We start from the raw sequence: 20,421 nt of genomic DNA on the forward strand, positions 1-20,421 counted from the left end.
TGGGCCCGCCGTCAGGAGCAGCAGCGTCCGCCATCAGAACAGGTCCGCCTTTCCGCTCTCGACCAGCGGATGCACGCCCCTGCGCCGACCCGGCGCCTCGCCGCACAGCCGGGGCGTGGGGTAGATCTTGCCCGGGTTGCACAGCCCGGCCGGATCGAACGCGCACCGCACCATCTGCATCGTGTCCAGGTCCTCGCCGGTGAACATCCGCGGCATGTGCTTGGCCTTGTCGATCCCCACGCCGTGCTCGCCGGTGATCGACCCGCCGTGCTCGATGCACAGGTCGATGATCCGCCCGGAGACCTCCTCGGCGCGCTCGCCCGCGCCCGCCTCCGAGCCGTCGAACAGCACGAGCGGGTGGAGGTTGCCGTCCCCGGCGTGGAAGACGTTCGCCACGCGCACGCCGCGCTCCCGGGAGATCGCGTCGATGCGGGCGAGGACCTGCGGGAGCATGGTCCGGGGGATGACGCCGTCCTGCACGATGTAGTCGGGGCTGATCCGCCCGACCGCGGCGAACGCCGACTTGCGGCCCCGCCAGATCAGCCCGCGCTCGACGTCGTCGGCGGCGACCCGCAGCTCGAACGCCTCCGCGCACAGCTCCTTCACCCGCGCGAACTGCGCGTCGACCTCCGAGGCGGGACCGTCCAGCTCGACGATGAGCACCGCGCCCGCACCCGGCGGGTACCCGCAGCTCACCGCGGCCTCGGCCGCCTCGATGGACAGGGCGTCCATCATCTCGATCGCGGCGGGCACCACGCCGTCGGCGATGATGGCCGACACGGCCGCGCCGGCCCGTTCCATCGAGTCGAACCCCGCCAGCAGCGTGCGCACGCTCTCCGGCAGGCGCGTCAGCCGTACGGTGACCTTCGTCGTGATGCCGAGCGTGCCCTCCGAGCCGACGAACGCGCCCAGCAGGTCGTACCCGGGCCCCTCGGTCAGCTCCACGATCTCCCCGTCGGGCGTGACGACCTCGCAGGCCAGGACGTGGTTCACGGTGAAGCCGTACTTCAGGCAGTGCGCGCCGCCGGAGTTCTCCGCGACGTTCCCGCCGATCGAGCAGACCTGCTGGCTCGACGGGTCCGGCGCGAAGTAGTAGCCGTACGGCCGCGCCGCCCGGGTCACGTCGAGGTTGATGACGCCCGGCTCGACGACCGCGCGCTGGTTGGCGGCGTCGACCTCCAGGACGCGGCGCATCCTGGAGGTCACGATCAGCACGCCGTCCGTACGGGGGAGGGCGCCGCCGGACAGGCCCGTCCCCGAGCCGCGCGCGACGTACGGCACGCCGGCGTCCGCGCAGGCCCGGACGATCGCCGCGATCTGCTCGGCGGTGTCCGGCAGCACGACGACGCCGGGCGTGGCGCGGTGGTAGGTCAGCCCGTCGCAGTCGTACGTGGCCAGCTCCGCGGGATCGCTGATGACACTCTCGGCGCCGACGATCTCCCTGAGCCGTGCCGCGAGCGCGTCCAGCAGTGCCATACCAGTTATCCTCACCCTTTTTTCACTGATCGGCGAGGGTCAGGGCATCCGCTCGTACGCCGGGAGGGTGAGGAAGTCGGCGTAGTCGTCGGCGAGTGCCACCTCCTTGAACAGCGACACCGCGTCGGCGAACCGTCGCTCGTCGAACGCGTCGCCGTACGACTCGCGGATCTTCCCGAGCTCCTCGTCGATGATCCGCTCCACGAGCTCCGCCGTGACCTTCGGGCCGTCGGCGAGGTCCACGTCGTTGTGCAGCCACTGCCAGATCTGGGAACGGGAGATCTCGGCGGTCGCGGCGTCCTCCATCAGGTTGAAGATGGCGACCGCGCCGTTGCCGCCGAGCCAGGTGGCGATGTACTGCAGGCCGACGCTGATGTTGTTGCGCAGCCCCGCCTCCGTGATCTCGCCGGGCGTCTTGTCCACGGCCAGCAGGTCCGACGCGGCGACGGAGACCTCCTCGCGGAGCCGGTCGAGCTGGTTCGGCCGGTCGCCGAGCACGCCGTCGAAGACCTCGCGGCAGAGCGGCACCAGGTCGGGGTGGGCGACCCAGGAGCCGTCGAAGCCGTCGTTGCTCTCGCGGGTCTTGTCCGCCCGCACCTTCTCGAAGGCGGCCTTGTTGACCTCCTCGTCACGGCGCGACGGGATGAACGCGGCCATGCCGCCGATCGCGTGCGCGCCGCGCTTGTGGCACGTGCGGACGAGCAGCTCGGTGTACGCGCGCATGAACGGCGCCGTCATCGTGATCGCGTTGCGCTCCGGCAGCAGGAACTGCCGGCCACGGGCGCGGAACTTCTTGATGACGGAGAACAGGTAGTCCCAGCGGCCGGCGTTCAGCCCCGCGGAGTGGTCGCGCAGCTCGTACAGGATCTCCTCCATCTCGAACGCCGCCGGGATGGTCTCGATCAGGACCGTGGCCCGGATCGTGCCACGCGGGATCTCCAGGAGGTCCTGGGCGAGGTTGAAGACGTCGTTCCAGAGGCGCGCCTCCAGGTGGCTCTCCATCTTCGGCAGGTAGTAGTACGGCCCCTTGCCCTTGTCGAGCTGCCGCCGCGCGCAGTGGAAGAAGTACAGGCCGAAGTCGAACAGCGAGCCCGACATCCGCTCGCCGTCGACGAGCACGTGCTTCTCGTCCAGGTGCCAGCCGCGCGGGCGGACGACGATCGTCGCCAGCTCCTCGTCCGGCTTGAGCCGGTAGGACTTGCCGCCCGTCTCGAAGTCGATCGTGCGGTCGAGGGCGTCGCGGAGGTTGAGCTGGCCGCCGACCATGTTCTCCCACAGCGGCGTGTTGGCGTCCTCGAAGTCGGCGAGCCACACCTTGGCGCCGGAGTTCAGGGCGTTGATGGTCATCTTCCGGTCGGTCGGACCGGTGATCTCGACGCGGCGGTCCTCCAGGCCCGGGGCGGGCTTGGCGACCCGCCAGGACCCGTCGTGGCGGACGGCCGCCGTGTCCGGGAGGAAGTCCAGCGTGCCGCCCCGGGCCAGCTCCTCCTGCCGCTCGGCGCGCTTGTTCAGCAGCTCCTTCCGGCGGGCGCCGAACTCGCGCTGCAGGGAGGCGAGGAAGCCGAGCGCCTCGGGCGTGAGGATCTCGTCGTACCGCTCGTGGACCGGGCCGGTCAGCTCCACCCCTTGAGGTTCGGACATCAGTGCCACCCTCTTTCGCACAGTGAAATTATTCTTCTGCTTAACGGAAACGATATTAAGATCGTCGCAGCTCGGTCAACGGGGGCGGGGTATCCCTTCCCCTCGGGAAGGCCCGCACGCGGGACGGTCGCCGGCCCGTCCGGAATAAGCAGGTGTGATCCTGGCGCGGGCATGGGAACATCTGGGAAGATCCGGCGACGTTCCGGCGTTGACATGGGGGAACATGACGAATTTTCCTTACGAAGAGCCAGAGCACACCCCGCTGACCGGCGAGCTCGATCTGGAGGACCGGCAGGCGCTGCGGCGCGTGGCCGGGCTGTCCACGGAGCTCAGCGACGTCACCGAGGTCGAATACCGCGCGCTGCGCCTCGAGCGCGTCGTCCTCATCGGCGTCTGGACCGACGGAGACGAGGCGCAGGCCGAGAACTCCCTGCGTGAGCTCGCGCTCCTCGCCGAGACCGCCGGATCCGACGTCCTCGAGGGGATGATCCAGCGGCGTTCCAAGCCCGACCCGGCGACCTACATCGGGTCCGGTAAGGCGGCCGAGCTCCGCGACGTCGTCATCTCGACGGGCGCCGACACCGTGATCTGCGACGGCGAGCTGACCCCGAGCCAGCTCCGCCAGCTGGAGGAGATCGTCCAGGTCAAGGTGATCGACCGGACGGCCCTCATCCTCGACATTTTCGCCCAGCACGCCAGCAGCCGTGAGGGCAAGGCGCAGGTCGAGCTGGCCCAGCTCGAGTACCTCCTGCCGCGCCTCCGCGGCTGGGGTGGCAACCTGTCCCGGCAGGTCGGCGGCCGCGCCGCCGGCGGCGTCGGCATCGGTGGCCGCGGCCCCGGTGAGACGAAGATCGAGCTGGACCGCCGCCGGATCCGGTCCCGCATGGCCCGTCTGCGCCGCCAGATCGAGGCGATGGGCAAGGCGCGCGACACCAAGCGGTCCCGGCGGCGCAACCGCCAGGTCCCCTCGGTCGCGATCGCCGGATACACCAACGCCGGCAAGTCCAGTCTGCTCAACCGCGTGACCGGCGCCGGCGTCCTGGTCGAGGACGCGCTGTTCGCCACCCTGGACCCCACGGTCCGGCGGGCGAGCACGCCGAACGGCCGTGCGTTCACGATCGCCGACACCGTCGGGTTCGTGCGCCACCTGCCGCACCAGCTCGTCGAGGCGTTCCGCTCGACGCTGGAGGAGGTCGCCGACGCGGACCTGATCCTCCACGTCGTCGACGGCTCCGACGCCGACCCGGAGGCGCAGATCGCCGCGGTCCGTGAGGTCCTGCGCGAGCTCGGCGCGGACGGCGTGCCCGAGCTCGTCGTGATCAACAAGGCCGACGTGGCCGACGACCTCTCCCTGGCCCGGCTCCGCCGCCACGAGCCGCACAGCGTCGTCGTCTCGGCGCGCACCGGCGAGGGCGTGACCGGGCTGCTGGCGGCGATCGAGGAGAGTCTTCCGCGCGGCGACCGCGAGGTCCACGTCCTGGTTCCCTACGAGCGCGGCGACCTGGTCGCCCGGGTGCACGACCTCGGCGAGGTCCTCTCCCAGGAGCACACCGCCGACGGCACGGCCCTGCACGCCCGCGTGCCGGCGCGCGTCGCGGGCGAGCTCGAGCCGTACGTCACCGCGCACGCCTGACCACCGGACAACCGGTCGTACGGCGGGATCCCTCACCCGGATTCCGCCGTACGACCGCGACATGTCCACCATTGAGCCGAGACCGGGGCATTCCGCCTTTCGGTACGGAGTGAGGTTCCGGGTGCGGTATCGTCAAGGCACCTGTAGCAGTCGGCCGCCGGGGCGGTTTAGGAGCGGTTTGTCGCGTGAGGCTGTACAGCGTGGCCTTGCGTGCACTACGGTGACGAAACCGATATTCCCGGGCTCGTTGCTCCAGGTGGTCGGCTGATCACCCCTAATTCCGACTTGGGTCCGTCGGCAATGCCGCCGGCGTATATCGAGCGAGAGCAGGTGACCCGCTGCATGGCGTCCGGACACCCTTCACCGGCGCGCGACCGCAGAACGGGGCGGTGACGCGATGACCGTGCGTCTGCTGACGAACATCGGCCGGCTGTGGACCGGCACCGACGTGTGCAGCAACGCCGCCGTTCTCGTGCACGACGACCGGATCGTGTGGGCCGGTCCCGCTTCGGACCTTCCGCAGAGCGTCCCCGGTGTCATCGACGACATCGTCGATGTCGACCACGTCGAGAACCTCGGTGGCGGCCTCGTCACCCCGGGCCTCATCGACGCGCACTCGCATCCGGTGTACGCCGGAAACCGCTGGGCCGAGCTGGCCATGCGCACGAGCGGGTCGACCAACAACGAGATCGTCGCCGCGGGCGGCGGCGTGGCCTCCACGGTCACCGTGACGCGCGGCACCGACCCCTGGACCCTGTGCAACAACGTCCGCGAGCGCCTCCGGCAGTGGATCTGCGCCGGCACGACCACCGTCGAGGCGAAGACCGGATACCACCTCACCCGCGACGGCGAGCTGGCCGACGTCCGGATGCTGCGCTCGCTCGAGGAAGAGCCCTCGATGCCGCGCATCCACGCGACGTTCCTCGCCGCGCACATGCTTCCGCCGGAGTACTTCGGCCGCCGCCGCGACTACATCGAGGCGGTCCGCCTATGGGCCGGTGACGCGGCGGCCGCGGGCGCCGACAGCATCGACGTCTACTGCGACGAGGGCCACTTCACGCCCGACGAGGCCCGTGTCCTGCTCATGACCGGCCAGCGCGTCGGGCTGAAGGCGCGCCTGCACGCCTGCGCCAACGAGCGGGTCGGCGCCGCCCAGGTCGCGGCCGAGGTCGGCTGCGCCTCCGCCGACCTCCTCACCGAGGCCAACGACGACGACATCAAGGCGCTGCACCACGGCGGCGTCGCCGCGACGGTCTGCCCCGGCAGCGCCCTGCACAACGGCCGCACCCCGCCGGTCCGGGCCATGCTCGACCGCGGCGTCACCCTCGCGCTCGGCACCGACCACAACCCCGGCCAGTGCGGCATCACCTCGATGCCGCTGGTGATCGGCCTGTCGGTCGCGATGTTCGGCCTCAGCGTGAACGAGGCGCTCCGCGCCGCCACGCTCGGCGGCGCGGCCGCCCTGCGCGTCTCCGACCGCGGCGCGCTCGTCCCCCGGCATGTACGCCGACATGGTCCTGTGGGACGCCGACCACGAGGGCGCGTTCGCCTGGGCGTTCGGCCTCCGCGCACTCCGCGTCTGGCGCGGCGGCGTCCCCGTCCAGGCCTAGCCACCCGGCTCCCCGCACCGTCCTCCTGGCGCGGCGGCGTCCCCGTCCGTGCGTAAGGCCGGCCGGCTCTCCGCGTCGTCTCCTGCCGGGCGGCACGGTAGGCCGGGGGCGGTTCGCCCGAGCGCTCCGTCCACCTGAGGTGGCGGTGCCACCGCGCGGCCGACGGCGGACCGCCTGGACTTCCGCGCGCCGGGACGTACCAAGGGCTCGGCGACCGCAGTGCCGAAGGCGGGCGAACGCCGCGTACCTGCCGGTTCGGTTCCGAAGTCGACCGAGCATCCTGTACGGCCGACTTTGCGTACGATGCGGCTCCATCACCTTGATCATTGGGAGTCGTCTGTCGTGTCCGAGCGTGTCAACGAAACCGATGAGGCGGCGGCGATCGCCCCAGGCAGGCTGGCGGCGTTCAGCGATGGAGTGATCGCGATAGCGGCGACGCTGCTCATCCTCGAGGTGAAGGCTCCGCCCGCCGGAGAGAAGGTCTGGCCCGCGCTCCGCCACGAGTGGCCGGCCCTCGCGGCGTACGCCGTGAGCTTCCTGGTGATCGGCATCGCGTGGATCCACCACCACAACCTGTTCCACCAGGTGCGACAGGTCGATCGCGGCCTCCTCCTGTTGAACCTGGGCATGCTGGCGACCCTGTCCTACCTGCCCCTCCCGACCGCCACGCTCGGCAATCACCTCACCGGAGACGACGCCGTTCCGGCCGCCGTCTTCTACTCGGCGTCGGTCCTGGTGGCGGCCGTCTGGTTCACGCTGCTGTGGAACCACCTGTACGCGCGGCCACACCTGCTGCATCCGGGCGGCCGGGAGGTGGCGCGTGAGGCACGCCGCCGGTCGCTGGTGGGTCCGGCGAGCTACCTCTTGTCCGGACTGCTCGCGTTCGTCAGTCCGGTCGGCTCGCTCATGCTCAACGCCGCCATCATCGTCTACTTCATCGCCGGTCGTCGGTCTCCGGCCTCCCGGGTACGGCGGGCCGCCCTCACGCCCGCCGCAGACTCCGGAGACCACGGCCCTGCGGAGAGGACCGAGGGAGCATCCGACGGAGCCGAGGACGGAGAGCCGTCCACCGCGCCTTGACCTTCCGCATCGCTCCCGCCTCCGGCGCTGTCCGGTTCTGGGAGCCGGCCGCGAAGACCCTTTCCGAGAGGTGCGATCCGCCGTCGCAGCGGCCGTGGCGGGGAGGCGACGCGCTGAGTTCGGGTTGCGCGGCTGATGCGACATGGCGACCTAAACTCCCGGTATGACAGCACCCGTCGCGGTCGTCACTGATTCCACTGCCTACCTGCCGGACGAACTCGTCGCGGCACACGGCGTCACGGTGGTGCCGCTGCAGGTCGGGGTCGGCGGGGAGACGTTCGAGGAGGGCGGAAGGCACACCGCCGGTGAAGCAGGACAGGGTTTCCGCGACTGGCGTCCTGTCACGACGTCCCGGCCGTCACCGGGAAGCTTCGCCGCCGCGTACCGGCAGGCGGCCGAAACAGGGGCCACCGGGGCGGTGTCCGTCCACCTGTCCGCCGAGATGTCGGGAACCGTCGAATCGGCCAGGCTGGCGGCGAGAGAGGCGCCGATTCCGGTCCGCGTGGTGGACAGTCGTTCTCTCGGCATGGGGCTCGGCTTCTCGGTGCTGGCCGCCGCGCGGGCGGCGGTGGGCGGCGGCGATCTCGACGCCGTCGCCGATGCCGCGGTTCGGCGGATTCGCGCGACCCGTTCGCTGTTCTACGTCGACACGCTGGAACACCTGCGCAGAGGCGGCCGGATCGGTGCGGCGGCGACATTGCTGGGATCGGCTCTGATGATCAAGCCGTTGCTGCGCATCGTCGACGGCCGTATCGCGCCGCTGGAGAAGGTCCGCACGACCTCCCGCGCGCTGGCCCGGCTGGAGGAACTGGCCGTCGAACTGGCCGACGACCGGCCCGTGGACATCGCCGTTCAGCACCTGGCCGCGCCCGTACGGGCCGCCGCGCTCGCCGGTCACCTGCGCGAACGGGTTCCGGAGCTGCACGACCTGTACGTCGGAGAGGTAGGGCCGGTCATCGGTGCGCACGTCGGCCCCGGGATGCTCGGCGTCGTCGTCTCCCGACGGGAGCCATAGTTATCCACAATCGGTACGGGTGTCACCGCGGAGAGCGATGGTCCCGTTAGCGTCGGCGGCATGTCCAGCTTCGACCCCACCGCCTTCGACCGGCTCCGCGACGTCTTCCGGCCACCACAGTCGTTCGGGTCCGACGATGACGTGAGTCCTCAGCCGCCGGGAGCGGCATTACGGTCCTCACCCCGCGACCCGGGCCGGCAGGTACGGCTCGATCCCCATGCTCCCGGCCTCCGCGTGCTGGCGGCGGTCGGTCTGTTGGCGGCACTGGTCGCGGGTGCCTATCTGTGGTGGTCACGCCCGGAGGCGCAGCCCGTGCCCGCGGCGGTCGTAAGTCCCGCGGCGCACCGGGCCGCTCCCGCGGGCGCGTCCTCGCCCGCGCCCGGCCTGTCCACCGCTTCGGCACCGCCCGCCGTGTCCGGGTCGCCGGTGCTGGTCGACGTCGGAGGGAAGGTGCGACGCCCGGGCGTGGTGAGCCTGCCGGCCGGGGCGCGGGTCATCGACGCGATCAAGGCGGCCGGGGGAGTCCGGCCCGGAGCCCGAACCGGCACACTGAACCTCGCCCGCCGGGTCGTGGACGGTGAGCAGATCCTCGTGGGAGTCGACGCGACGCCCGCGCCCGCCATCGCCCCGGGCGCGCCGTCAGGCGCCGCGTCACCCGGCGGCGTACCCCTCGATCTGAACACCGCCAGCGCCGCCCAGCTCGATCAACTGCCGGGCGTCGGCCCGGTGCTGGCCCAGCGAATCGTCGACTACCGCACCCAGCACGGTGCCTTCCGATCCGTCGAAGAGCTGCGGCAGGTGTCCGGCATCGGGACCGCCAAGTTCGGTGACCTCAAAGGTCTGGTGACCGTGTGAGCGCGATGGCGGCGGTGGTCGGCCGCCACCCGGACGTGCGTCTTCGGGTGGCCTGTCCGAATGGGGCCCGAGTGTGACGATTGGCGACGGGGCACCAGAGGATGAGGTTTCCACGCCTGGCCCACCGGCCGACGAGATTCCTGCCGCCGGCGTGGGAGGTGGGGTCTCCGCACTCGGCGCGCATGGTGACGGCGAGGTCTGTGACGCCGCCGTGGGCGATGGGCTTCCTGCCGGCGGCGTGTGTGGTGAACCCGACGGGCCGTCGGCTGGCGAGTCCTCCGCCGCTACGGCGTCGGGCGGGGTCTTCTCGGGCGGGCAGTGCGGTGACCGGCCCGGGGACGGGCCTTCGATGGCCGGCGGGTTCGACCTGCGGTTGGGGCCACCGGCGGTGGGCGCTTGGCTGTCCGCTCTGGTACTCCTCGGCCTGAGTCCGATGGTGGCCTACGTGACCGCCCTCGTGTCGGCCACCGGGGCTGTGTTCCTGGCGGCCTGCGCGGCCCGGCGGCGGATGCCGGTGGTGCGGCGTGTCCTGGCGGTGCCGGTTCCGGTGGCGGGGCGGGTGGTGGTGGGCGCGCTGGTGTGCGTCGCGGCCTCGGCGGTGGGCGTCGGGTTCCGGCTAACGGCGGTCGGGTCCGGGCCGGTGCGAGCGCTCGCGGTCCGGGGCGCCACGGCGGAATTGGGCGCGGTGGTCACCGGGGACCCGGCGGTGCTGAAGGCCGGACCGTCGTCGCGCCGGCACGACACCCTCCTCGTACCGGTAAGGGTGGAGGAGGTGGAGTTCGCGCCCGGGACGACGGGGCGGTTGCGGGTGCGCGTGCCGGTGCTCCTGCTCGCTGACGATCCGACGTGGAGACGGCTGGTGCCGAGCCAGCGCGTTCACCTCACCGCACGACTCACCACGCCACGCCATGGGGACCTGCTCGCGGCGGTCGGCCTGGTCCGCGGGCCGCCCGCGCTGGTCGGCCGGCCTTCGCCGCCACAGCGGTGGGCGAGTACCGTCCGGTCCCGCCTGCGTGCGGCGGCGTCCCGGCTGCCGTCCGACCAGCGCGGCGTCCTGCCCGGCCTGGTGGACGGCGACACGTCCCTGCTCGACCCGGAGCTCGCCGACGCGTTCGAGACGGCAGGGCTGACGCATCTGATGGCGGTCAGCGGCGAGAACCTCTCCCTGCTCATCGGCGCGGTCCTGATGGCCGGCCGCTTCACCGGCCTCGGCCGTCGCGCGGTGCCCGTACTCGCGGGGCTGACGGTGTTCGGCTTCGTGCTGGTGGCGCGTCCGTCGCCGAGTGTCCTGCGCGCCGCCGTCATGGGTTCCGTCGCGCTGCTCGCGGTCGTCACCGGCCGGGAACGCCGCGGGGTGCCCGCGCTGTTCGCGGCCGTCCTCGTGCTGGTCCTCCTCGATCCGGAGCTCGCCCGCTCGTACGGCTTCGCGCTGTCGGCGCTCGCGACCGCGGGCATCCTCGTGCTCGGGCCGCCCTGGCGGCGGTGCCTGACACGGTGGCTGCCCCAGAGCGTGCCCGGACGGCTGCCCCGCCGTCTGGCCGGTGCGCTCGCCGAGCCACTGGCGGTGGCAGCGGCGGCCCACGTCGCGTGCGCTCCGATCCTCGTCCTCCTCGACGGCGAGGTGAGCCTCGTGGCCGTGCCCGCGAACCTCCTCGCCGCTCCCGCGGTGGGGCCCGCGACACTCCTCGGGGTGCTGGCCGCGGCCGTCGCGCCGTTGTCCCTGCCGTCGGCCCGGGTGATCGTCGTACCGGCCGGGCTGGCGGTAGGCTGGATCACCGAAGTCGCACGGCTGTGCGCCCGCGTGCCGTACGCGGCGGTCGGCTGGCCGGCGGGCGCGGCCGGAGCGGCGCTGCTGACGGTGATGTTCGTCGTCGGCGCGCTGGTCCTGCGCCGGCCGGGGGCGCGCCGTGCCGCCGCGGCCGCCGTCGCCGGTACGGCCCTGATGGTGATCGGCGTCCACGCCTGCGCGCCGGGGTGGCCGCCGCACGGCTGGCAGTTCGTGACCTGTGACGTCGGCCAGGGCGATGGGCTCGCGCTCGCCGCCGGGCCCGGCCGCGCCGTGGTCGTCGACACCGGTCCCGATCCGCGCTTCATCGACCGCTGCCTGCGCGCGCTGCGGGTCCGGGCCGTGCCGCTGCTCGTGCTGACCCACCCCCACGCCGACCACGTCGGCGGGGTGCCCGGCGTGCTACGCGGCCGCACCGTCGGGACCGTCCTGATCAGTCCCGACAGTGAGGGGGAGGAGCGGCGCCTGCTCACCGGTAGACGGGTCCTCGCCGCGGGGATCGGCGACGTATGGTCCGTCGGGCCGCTGACGTTGCGCGTGCTCGGTCCGCTCAGCAGCCTTCCCGTGTCCACCCGCGATCCCGGAACCGAGGTGAACAACGCCAGCGTGGTGCTGTTCGCGCGGTGGCCGGGGCTGACGGCGCTCCTCGGCGGAGACGTCGAGACGGAGGCCCAGCGGACGCTGCTCGCCGCCGGGCTGCCGCGCGCCGACGTCCTCAAGGTCCCGCACCACGGCTCGTCGCACCAGGACCCGGACTTCCTGGCCGCCGTCCACGCGCGGATCGCGGTGACGTCGGTCGGCGTGGACAACGACTACGGGCATCCGGCGCCGTCGACGATGGCCCTGCTGGCGCGGCTGCACTTGCGCGGCTACCGGACCGACCACGACGGTGACATCGCCATCGTCCGCTCCCGCGAGGGCCCGGCCGTGGTCACCCGGCGCTGAGAGCCCGCGCCGGCCGGCGCACCGGTCGCGCAGCACGGCGAACGTTCTCGACCGCACGGTCGCATGGTGGGCTGCCACCCGAACTGCGACGGTGACGTGCGCGGGGCGTTGTCCACGGCGCGGTCGTGCGGTGGCCTGTCACCCGAATCGCGACGGTGACCCGCGCGAGGAATGTTCTCGACGGCACGGTCGCATGAGGGCTGCCACCCGAATCGCGACGGTGACGTGCGCGGGGCGTTGTCCACGGCGCGGTCGCACCGTGGCCTGTGACCCGCACTGCGACGGTGAGGGGCGCTGCCAAGGCGTACCGGATGCTCGGTAAGGGCGGTCCGAGAAGGGGTGGAGGCTCGCATATCGCCACCGGGGCGAGGCTTCTCCCGAGCATCCGGTGCGACCCCGCGCGACCATGCCAAGGAGATATCGGGCGATCTCCCGAGATCGCGGACCCGGGCCGCCTATTGCTCCCACCGGCGTCTTACCGCCGAGGGTTCTGGTGGCTCACACCACCAGAACCCTCGGCAGAAGACGAGGGCGACCAGCAGCCCCCGACGGGCGAGGCATCAGCCGGTCTCCCGCTCGGCCGATGTCACGCCTGGCCACGGTGCGCGGCGGTCGGCGGTCCGGCCGGTCAGTCGGCGCGCAGGATCTCCTTGACCAGTTCGTACGAGCGCAGGCGGGCGGCGGGATCGCCGACGTTCGTGGAGATCATCAGCTCGTCGGGCTGCGTCCGGTCGATCAGGTCGAGGAGCCCCTTGCGCACGGTCTCCGGACCGCCGATCACGTGCGACTCGGTGATGGTGCCGATGGCCTCGCGCTCTTGAGGCGTGTACGGATACGCCTGCGCCTCCTCCGGCGTCGGCAGTGGCCCGGGCTTCCCGGTCCGCAGCCGCAACATCGACAGGCCCATGGGCGCGGCGAGCCGTTCGGCCTCCTCGTCCGTGTCGGCGCATACGACGGCGGCGGTCACCATGGCGTGCGGCCGGGACAGGGTCTCCGACGGCTGGAAGGTCGAGCGGTACAGCTCCAGGGCGGGCTCGGTGAACCGCGCGCTGAAATGGTGGGCGAACGCGAACGGCAGACCCAGCGCGCCCGCCAGTTGCGCGCTGTAGCCGCTGGAGCCCAGCAGCCAGACCTCCGGCGGGTTCTCGCCCGTGGGAACGGCCCTGATCCCGAGCGACGAACCGCTGAGGAACGCCCTCAACTCGGCGAGGTGGCGCGGGAAGTCCTCGACGTTCAGATCCGCGCTCCGCCGCAGCGCGTACGCGGTGGCCTGGTCGGTTCCAGGGGCCCGGCCGATGCCGAGGTCGATCCGCCCGGGGTGCAGGGCCTCCAGCATGCCGAACTGCTCGGCGACCACCAAGGGGGCGTGGTTGGGCAGCATCACCCCTCCGGAGCCGACTCTCAGGGTCGACGTCGCCTCCGCCAGATGCGCGATCAGTACGGGAGGCGAGGAACTGGCGATACCGGGCATGTTGTGGTGCTCGGCGACCCACAGCCGGTGATAGCCGAGGCGTTCGACGGCCTTGGCCAGGTCGATGCTGGCTCGCAGCGCTGCCCCGGGCGTCGTATCCGAGCTCACGGGGACGAGGTCGAGTACGGACAGCGGCAGTTCATGAAGTTCGGACACTTTCGAACAACCCAGAGCGGAAAGCGGGGATTCCCGGTGCGGGCCGGATCACACGAGGGCGGATCCGCCCTCGTCGGCGAGGCCGTCCGGTGTGCGGGGCTCCGCTGTTCACCGGCATCATTGGACAATGCCCCGAGGAATCTCCAGTGCCCCCCGACCGCACGGGTTCCTGCGCCGTGTGGTCCGCGCTCCCCTTTGGATCTATCACCGGGACCTCGGCTTCCTGCTCGGCAAACGTTTCCTCTACCTGGCCCATCAGGGGCGGCTCAGCGGCCTGCGCCGGGAGACCGTCCTGGAGGTGGTGAAGCTCGACCAGCAGGCCGGCGAGGTCATCGTGTTCTCGGGCTGGGGGAACCGCGCCGACTGGGTGAAGAACCTCCGGGCGGGGCGGGCACTGGAGGTCCGGATCGGCCATCTCCGGTTGCTGGAACCGGAGCATCGCTTCCTGCCGGATGAGGAGCGCCGCGCCGTGCTCGTCGCGTGCAAGGAGGCCCATCCGCTGGCCTGGCTGACCCTCGCGCGGTTGATGGGTCTGCCAAGAGACCCCAAGAATGACGACATAGGTGATATGCGCGCCGTCGCCTTCCGCCCGCGCTGACCCCGTCCATTCGCCTGCGCCGGCGCCGACCGGGCCCCGGGGTGCCTCTGCCCGCGTTGACTGCGTCGATTCGCTTGTGCCGGTACCGGCGCCGACTGGGCCCCGGTCGTCTCTGCCCGGCCTGACTGCGCGTTCGCCGCTGGCGCTCACGCTGACCGCGTCCCGGGTCGCTTGCGCCGATGTTGATCGCGTCCCGGGCCGCTGGTGCCGGCGCTGACCGCGTCCGCGTCACCTTTGCCCGCGTAGGTCTCCTCCGCGTCGGCCTTGACCGGGCGGCCTCGCGCGGGGGCACGCAGGAGCCGGGAGCGGCCGGATCGAGACCGCCGGTCGATGATCCTTCGGGGTGACGGCGGCGGGTGGGCGATGCCGGGTCTCGGGGCGTGGCATGCTGCATGCGTGTCTTCCGAACGTCTCACCCTCGTCGTCGGCGACGAAGAGCTGCTCGTCGACCGGGCGGTCGGCGACGTCGTCGCGGCGGCCCGCGCCCGTGAGGACGATGTCGAGGTCCATGAGCTGACCCCCGCCTCTCTTGCGCCGGGCGCACTGGCGGAGCTGACCTCGCCGTCGCTGTTCGGCGGCGGGCGCGTGGTCGTCCTGCGTTCGGCCCAGGACTTCGGCAAGGACCTGGCCGCCGAGATCGGCCGGTACGCCGCGAACCCCGCCGACGACATCGACTTCGTCGTCGTACACGCCGGTGGCGCCAAGGGCAAGGCGCTGCTCGACGCGCTGACCAAGGCGGGCGCCCGCAAGGTCACCTGCCAGAAGATCACAAAGCCGGGTGAGCGTGTCGCCTTCGTGCGCGCGGAGATTCGCCGGGCGGGCGGGAGCATCGGGGAGGACGCGGCGCGTACCCTCCTCGACGCGGTCGGCACCGATCTGCGGGAGCTGGCCAGCGCGTGCAGTCAGCTCGTCGCCGACACCGGCGGGAAGATCTCCGACGAGGCGGTCGCGCGGTACCACCGCGGACGCGCGGAGGTCAGCGGGTTCACCGTCGCCGACCGGGCGGTCGAGGGCAAGCTCGCCGAGGCGTTGGAACAGCTCCGCTGGGCGCTGGCGACGGGCGTCGCGCCGGTCCTCATCACGAGTGCGCTGGCTCAGGGCGTACGGTCGCTCGCCAAGGTCGGTGGCGCGCCACGCGGTCTGCGCGGCGCCGGGCTGGCCAAGGAGCTCGGAATGCCGCCCTGGAAGATCGATCGGGTACGCGCGCAGCTGCGCGGCTGGGAGCCGGCGGGGGTCGCGCGGGCGCTACAGGTCGTGGCCGAGACCGACGCCCAGGTCAAGGGCGGCGGTGCCGATCCGGCGTACGCGCTGGAGAAGGCGATCGCTCAGATCGTCGCCGCGCGTTCCGGCCGCTGACACCCACCGCCGGCCTGTTCTCCAGGAGTGGGATAAATCGGTTTGATCCCATTCGCCGATGTCCCACGCTTGCTCCATGGACAAGATCAAGGAACCGCGCCTCGGCGTCGACTTCGGTCGGGTGATCCAGGGGGGCGCGACGGAGGCGGGGGAGGAGGACACCACCTTCCTCGGCGGCGGGCTGGAACAGGCGATGCGCACGCCGGCCACACCGGGGACCTTCGAGGTGCTGCCCCGGCTCGTCGCCCGCTTCGGCGGACGGGCATGGGTGATCTCGAAGTGCGGTCCGGGCGTCCAGCAGCGGACACTGGAGTGGCTCGGTCATCACGACTTCTACCGGCGCACCGGCATCCCACCCGGGAACGTCCGCTTCTGCCGTCGGCGCGCGGACAAGGCCGGGCACTGCGCCGAACTCGGCATCACGCACATGATCGACGATCGGCTGGACGTGCACGCCGCGCTCCGCGACCTCGTGCCGCATCTCTTCCTCTTCGGCCCTCAGAAGACCGAACCGCCCGGCTGGGTACGGCACGCCGCGACCTGGGCGGACGCGGAGGCGATGATCGACCCGATCGGCTGATCCCCGTGGGTCACCGCGCCGGGGCGGGCCCGTCGCCGAGCGGCCAGTCCTCGGGCAGGAGGAAGAAGTCGGTGACGAAACACGCCACGTCGCCGTCGCGCGTACGGCCGATCCAGGTCGGGTACACGCCGTCACCTTCGCCGGTGGTGAAGCCGACCAGGATCGGCTCGCCGTCCGGCCCGTCCGCGGTCGGAGAGGTCGGGCGGTCCGATACGTCCATCCGGAAATCCTCCCACCACTCGCCGTCCGCCTCCTCGTGGAGGGTCTGGACGCCGTCGGCGTCGGCGAACGATCCCTGGCCACCGTCGACCGGGTAGCCGAAGTATTCGCGCGGACCGAGGGCGGCGACATCCTGGCCCGGCCACAAGGCGAGTTCCCAGGCGTCGACCGGCTCGTCGCGGATCACCAGCCGTGCGGCGGCCACGCGTTCGTCGACCACGTCACCGTCGGCGGATCGCCGGTACTCGACGACGGCGAGCACGATCGGGTACCGGCCCGGAGGCACCGTCTGGGTGAACGCCTCGGTGGGGAATCCCGGCTCGGATGCCGCGACGCGGCCACTGGGCAGGGACAACCGGCCATGATCGAGTTGGACCGTGCAGTGCCAACCGCAATCGCCGTCATGGAAGGTCGCGCCGGACACGAACAACCGGTCGTAGTCACGGGGTCGTAACACGGTGGGGTGGCTCCCTGCGCTGGGTGAGGACTGCAACAAGGTCACGCCGGACCGGGCGCGCCGACCGGGCAGGGCCGCTTCACGGTGCGGCGGACACGGCCGAGCGCCGCCGGTCCAGATAAGGCAAGCACGACGACGCCGCGCCCGGCGAGCGGGCACGGCGTCGCTGACGCGTCGGTCGGCCTTACTTGGCCTGCAGGGCGGCGGCGCGCTTGGCGATCGCCGACTTGCGGTTGGCCGCCTGGTTCTTGTGAATGACGCCCTTGCTCACGGCCTTGTCGAGCTTGCGCGAAGCGTGACGCAGCTGGACGAGGGTGGCCTCGGCGTCGCCGGACTCGGCGGCCTCACGGAACTTGCGAATGGCGGTCTTGAGCTCGGACTTGACCGCCTTGTTGCGCAGACGAGCCTTCTCGTTCTGCTTGTTCCGCTTGATCTGGGACTTGATGTTCGCCACGAAGAAAGCCTCAGGTCTTAAGTCGATGGATTTGGGGGCGCGGGACCTGTCGCGCCCACACGCAGTGGAACAGACTACCAAGCTTTCTCGGACAGCCCCAACCCGACGGCCCGTCGACCGCCGGCGCCGAGCCCCGCACCGTACGGCGAGGGCGACGGCCGCGCCTGCGGTGAGGGCGAGCGTCGCACCGTACGGCAAGGTCGCGCGTCTCACCCGCGGGTGAGCGCCGCACCCGAGTGCGAGGGCCGCGCCTGAGGGTGAGCGCCGCACCGTACGGCGAGAGCATGGCACGAGGCATGGGACGATGGAAGACGCTAGATCCGTCACTCTTTGAGGAACCCGGTGCCGCCCGTACCGAACCAGACCGATCCCGCGGTGATCCGCAACTTCTGCATCATCGCGCATATCGACCACGGCAAGTCGACCCTCGCCGACCGCATGCTGCAGCTCACCGGCGTGGTCGAGGAGCGTCAGATGCGCGCCCAGTATCTCGACCGGATGGACATCGAGCGCGAGCGCGGCATCACCATCAAGAGCCAGGCCGTGCGCCTGCCGTGGAAGGACCACGTCCTCAACCTGATCGACACCCCCGGGCACGTCGACTTCTCCTACGAGGTGTCGCGGTCGCTGGCGGCGTGCGAGGGGGCCGTGCTGCTCGTCGACGCCGCGCAGGGCATCGAGGCGCAGACGCTGGCCAACCTCTACCTCGCGCTCGAGGCGGACCTGCACATCATCCCGGTCCTCAACAAGATCGACCTGCCCGCCGCGCAGCCGGACAAGTACGCCGAGGAGCTGGCCGGCATCATCGGCTGCGACGCCTCCGAGGTGCTGCGGGTGTCCGGCAAGACCGGTGAGGGCGTCGCCGCGCTGCTCGACAACATCGTCGAGACCGTTCCGGCACCTGTGGGCGACCCGGACGCCCCGGCCCGCGCGATGATCTTCGACTCGGTGTACGACACCTACCGCGGTGTCGTCACGTACGTCCGGGTGGTCGACGGGCACCTGTCGCGGCGCGAGAAGAGCCTGATGATGTCCACGAAGGCGGCGCACGACACCCTCGAGGTGGGCGTGATCTCGCCGGAGCCCAAGCCGGTCACCGGCCTGGGCGTCGGGGAGGTCGGCTACCTGATCACCGGCGTGAAGGACGTCCGCCAGGCCCGCGTCGGCGACACCGTGACGATCGCGTCCCAGCCGGCGGTCGAGCCGCTCGGCGGCTACCAGGACCCGAAGCCGATGGTGTTCTCCGGCCTGTACCCGGTGGACGGCGACGACTACCCCGAGCTGCGCGACGCCCTCGACAAGCTGCGCCTCAACGACGCCGCGCTGATCTACGAGCCGGAGACGTCGCTCGCGCTGGGCTTCGGGTTCCGCTGCGGCTTCCTCGGCCTGCTGCACATGGAGATCGTGCGAGAGCGGCTGGAGCGGGAGTTCGACCTGTCGCTCATCTCCACCGCGCCGAACGTCGTCTACCGCGTGGTCATGGAGAACGGCGACGAGCACCGGGTCACCAATCCGAGCGAGTTCCCCGAGGGCAAGATCGGCGAGGTGTACGAGCCGATCGTCAAGGCGACGATCCTGTCGCCGAGCGACCACATCGGCGCGATCATGGAGCTGTGCCAGGGGCGGCGCGGCGTGCTGCTCGGCATGGACTACCTGTCCGAGGACCGCGTCGAGATCCGCTACACCCTGCCGCTCGCCGAGATCATCTTCGACTTCTTCGACCAGCTGAAGTCGCGGACGCGCGGGTACGCCTCGCTCGACTACGAGCCGAGCGGCGAGCAGGAGTCGGACCTGGTCAAGGTCGACATCCTGCTGCAGGGCGAGTCGGTGGACGCCTTCAGCCAGATCGTGCACAAGGACAAGGCCCGCGAGTACGGCCTGATGATGACGGCCAAGCTGAAGGAGCTCATCCCGCGCCAGCAGTTCGAGGTGCCGATCCAGGCGGCGATCGGCTCGCGTGTCATCGCCCGCGAGAACATCCGGGCCATCCGCAAGGACGTCCTGGCCAAGTGCTACGGCGGTGACATCTCCCGTAAGCGCAAGCTGCTGGAGAAGCAGAAGGAGGGCAAGAAGCGGATGAAGACGATCGGCCGGGTCGACGTCCCGCAGGAGGCCTTCGTCGCGGCCCTGTCGACGACCGGCGCGGCCGCGGACAAGAAGAAGTGACCGCGTCTCGGATCGTCCATCCTGGGGCAGGCTGACCTGAGTCAGCCGAGACCTTTGGAGGCAATGATGGTGGACGTCGGCCGGGTGGGAGTCTGGAGCATCGGACTCCGGAACGACGATCCGAGCGCCGCGAACGAGATCCGCGAGGCGGCGGCCGAGCTGGAGGAGCTCGGGTACGGCGCGATCTGGCTGGGCGGCAGCCCCGATGTGCGGCATGCGGTGCCACTGCTGGAGGCGACCTCCCGGATCGTCGTGGCGACCGGGATCCTCAACATCTGGGAGCACGACGCGGCCGACGTCGCGGACCGGCAGAAGGCCGTGTCCTCCGCGCACCCGGGCCGGTTCCTGCTCGGGCTGGGCGCGAGCCATGCCACGGCGGTCAAGGACTACGCCAAGCCGTACTCGGCCATGGCGCGGTACCTCGACGGCCTCGACGCCGCCGGCGCGCCGCCCTCGGAGCGGGTCCTGGCGGCGCTCGGCCCGCGCATGCTGGAGCTGGCCCGCGACCGTACGGCGGGCGCCCACCCGTACCTCGTGACCCCGGAGCACACGGAGCGGGCGCGGCAGATCCTCGGCCCGGATCGCCTCCTCGCCCCGGAGGTCAAGGTGGTGCTCGACACCGACCCCGGGCGGGCACGCGCCACGGCCCGCGCCCACCTGGGCTTCTACATGCAGCTGCCCAACTACACCAACAACCTGCTGCGGCTCGGCTTCACCGAGGACGACGTCGCCGACGGCGGCAGTGACCGGCTCGTCGACGCGGTCGTCGCGTGGGGCGACGTCGAGGCGGTACGGCGGCGCGTCGCCGCGCACCGGGACGCGGGCGCGGACCACGCCACCCTCCAGGTCCTCACCGGCGACCGGAACGGGCTGCCGCGGGCGGAGTGGCGGGAACTCGCCGCAGGACTCGACCTGCGCTGACC

15 protein-coding genes and 1 pseudogene are annotated in these 20,421 nt (G+C 71.6%); 11 read left to right on the plus strand and 5 right to left on the minus strand.

What is annotated here, in order from left to right; all coding sequences use genetic code 11:
* Nucleotides 1–33 precede the first annotated feature (33 nt).
* Nucleotides 34–1,476 carry an FAD-linked oxidase C-terminal domain-containing protein gene (locus NE234_RS03545; protein WP_252777121.1) on the minus strand — a complete coding sequence of 481 codons (1,443 nt, stop codon included), beginning with the start codon at nucleotides 1,474–1,476 and terminating at the stop codon, nucleotides 34–36.
* Between the two features lie 39 nt (nucleotides 1,477–1,515).
* Complete coding sequence (gene aceB, locus NE234_RS03550) at nucleotides 1,516–3,117, minus strand: malate synthase A (RefSeq protein WP_252777131.1); 1,602 nt, start codon at nucleotides 3,115–3,117, stop codon at nucleotides 1,516–1,518.
* Nucleotides 3,118–3,340: 223 nt separating this feature from the next.
* Here aceB and hflX point away from each other — a divergent pair, with 223 nt between their 5' ends.
* From hflX to NE234_RS03580, 6 genes and pseudogenes are all read left to right on the plus strand, one after another.
* Nucleotides 3,341–4,750, plus strand: coding sequence for a GTPase HflX (gene hflX, locus NE234_RS03555; protein WP_252777156.1), 1,410 nt, complete (start codon nucleotides 3,341–3,343; stop codon nucleotides 4,748–4,750).
* A 397-nt stretch (nucleotides 4,751–5,147) separates the two neighbouring features.
* Nucleotides 5,148–6,360: pseudogene (hutI, locus tag NE234_RS03560) on the plus strand (imidazolonepropionase).
* 342 nt (nucleotides 6,361–6,702) lie between these two features.
* On the plus strand, nucleotides 6,703–7,440 hold the full coding sequence (locus NE234_RS03565; protein WP_252777158.1) for a TMEM175 family protein: 738 nt from the start codon (nucleotides 6,703–6,705) through the stop codon (nucleotides 7,438–7,440).
* 163 nt (nucleotides 7,441–7,603) lie between these two features.
* On the plus strand, nucleotides 7,604–8,455 hold the full coding sequence (locus NE234_RS03570; protein WP_252777160.1) for a DegV family protein: 852 nt from the start codon (nucleotides 7,604–7,606) through the stop codon (nucleotides 8,453–8,455).
* A gap of 60 nt (nucleotides 8,456–8,515) precedes the next feature.
* A complete protein-coding gene (locus NE234_RS03575; protein ID WP_252777161.1) occupies nucleotides 8,516–9,310 on the plus strand; it encodes a ComEA family DNA-binding protein in 795 nt (264 codons plus the stop codon).
* 445 nt (nucleotides 9,311–9,755) lie between these two features.
* Nucleotides 9,756–12,041: a ComEC/Rec2 family competence protein gene (locus NE234_RS03580; protein ID WP_252777173.1), complete on the plus strand. Its 2,286-nt coding sequence runs from the start codon at nucleotides 9,756–9,758 to the stop codon at nucleotides 12,039–12,041.
* 628 nt (nucleotides 12,042–12,669) lie between these two features.
* Here NE234_RS03580 and NE234_RS03585 read toward each other — a convergent pair.
* A complete protein-coding gene (locus NE234_RS03585) occupies nucleotides 12,670–13,668 on the minus strand; it encodes an LLM class flavin-dependent oxidoreductase (RefSeq protein WP_252777175.1) in 999 nt (332 codons plus the stop codon).
* Nucleotides 13,669–13,795: 127 nt separating this feature from the next.
* Between NE234_RS03585 and NE234_RS03590 the strand changes: the two genes are divergently transcribed.
* From NE234_RS03590 to NE234_RS03600, 3 genes are all read left to right on the plus strand, one after another.
* Nucleotides 13,796–14,266, plus strand: coding sequence for a nitroreductase family deazaflavin-dependent oxidoreductase (locus NE234_RS03590; protein WP_252777177.1), 471 nt, complete (start codon nucleotides 13,796–13,798; stop codon nucleotides 14,264–14,266).
* Nucleotides 14,267–14,629: 363 nt separating this feature from the next.
* Nucleotides 14,630–15,622: a DNA polymerase III subunit delta gene (holA, locus tag NE234_RS03595; RefSeq protein ID WP_252777418.1), complete on the plus strand. Its 993-nt coding sequence runs from the start codon at nucleotides 14,630–14,632 to the stop codon at nucleotides 15,620–15,622.
* Nucleotides 15,623–15,698: 76 nt separating this feature from the next.
* Entirely contained in the window at nucleotides 15,699–16,202 is a 504-nt protein-coding gene (locus tag NE234_RS03600) for a hypothetical protein (RefSeq protein ID WP_252777191.1), read from the plus strand.
* 10 nt (nucleotides 16,203–16,212) lie between these two features.
* Here the strand turns inward: NE234_RS03600 and NE234_RS03605 are convergent, their stop codons facing one another.
* Nucleotides 16,213–16,776: a DUF4241 domain-containing protein gene (locus NE234_RS03605; RefSeq protein WP_252777200.1), complete on the minus strand. Its 564-nt coding sequence runs from the start codon at nucleotides 16,774–16,776 to the stop codon at nucleotides 16,213–16,215.
* A 286-nt stretch (nucleotides 16,777–17,062) separates the two neighbouring features.
* Nucleotides 17,063–17,332: a 30S ribosomal protein S20 gene (rpsT, locus tag NE234_RS03610; protein WP_252777202.1), complete on the minus strand. Its 270-nt coding sequence runs from the start codon at nucleotides 17,330–17,332 to the stop codon at nucleotides 17,063–17,065.
* A gap of 342 nt (nucleotides 17,333–17,674) precedes the next feature.
* On the opposite strand from rpsT, the gene lepA reads away from it, so the two are divergent.
* A complete protein-coding gene (lepA, locus tag NE234_RS03615) occupies nucleotides 17,675–19,498 on the plus strand; it encodes a translation elongation factor 4 (RefSeq protein WP_252777212.1) in 1,824 nt (607 codons plus the stop codon).
* A gap of 66 nt (nucleotides 19,499–19,564) precedes the next feature.
* Nucleotides 19,565–20,419 carry an LLM class F420-dependent oxidoreductase gene (locus tag NE234_RS03620; protein WP_252777214.1) on the plus strand — a complete coding sequence of 285 codons (855 nt, stop codon included), beginning with the start codon at nucleotides 19,565–19,567 and terminating at the stop codon, nucleotides 20,417–20,419.
* Nucleotides 20,420–20,421: the final 2 nt, after the last annotated feature.

Origin of the sequence: Actinoallomurus rhizosphaericola (assembly GCF_024055675.1) — a bacterium.
In the GTDB taxonomy this organism is placed as follows: domain Bacteria; phylum Actinomycetota; class Actinomycetes; order Streptosporangiales; family Streptosporangiaceae; genus Actinoallomurus; species Actinoallomurus soli.